A 515-nucleotide genomic window follows, 5' to 3' on the forward strand; every position below is an offset into this window, starting at 1 on the left:
ACGAGTACGTTGACGTAGACCCGAAACCAAGTGACCTACCCATGTCCAGGTTGAAAGTGCGGTAAAACGCACCGGAGGACCGAACCCATGTATGTTGAAAAATGCTGGGATGAGGTGTGGGTAGCGGTGAAATTCCAAACGAACTTGGAGATAGCTGGTTCTCTCCGAAATAGCTTTAGGGCTAGCCTCGGAAGTTAAGGATCGTGGAGGTAGAGCACTGTTTGGACTAGGGGCCCGTCTTGGGTTACTGAATTCAGATAAACTCCGAATGCCACTGATCTTGTTCCGGGAGTCAGACTGCGAGTGATAAGATCCGTAGTCGAAAGGGAAACAGCCCAGACCACCAATTAAGGTCCCTAAATATGTGTTAAGTGGAAAAGGATGTGGGATCGCACAGACAACTAGGATGTTGGCTCAGAAGCAGCCATCATTCAAAGAGTGCGTAATAGCTCACTAGTCGAGTGATCCTGCGCCGAAAATGTAACGGGGCTAAACACATTACCGAAATTGTGGAT

The 515-nt window shown here is 48.5% G+C and carries 1 rRNA gene; it reads left to right on the forward strand.

The window, feature by feature from the left end:
• Positions 1 to 515: ribosomal RNA gene (locus tag LACPOB_RS0101555) — 23S ribosomal RNA — on the forward strand; the annotation flags it as partial.

Source organism: Ligilactobacillus pobuzihii E100301 = KCTC 13174 (assembly GCF_000349725.1).
GTDB classification, from domain to species: Bacteria; Bacillota; Bacilli; order Lactobacillales; family Lactobacillaceae; genus Ligilactobacillus; species Ligilactobacillus pobuzihii.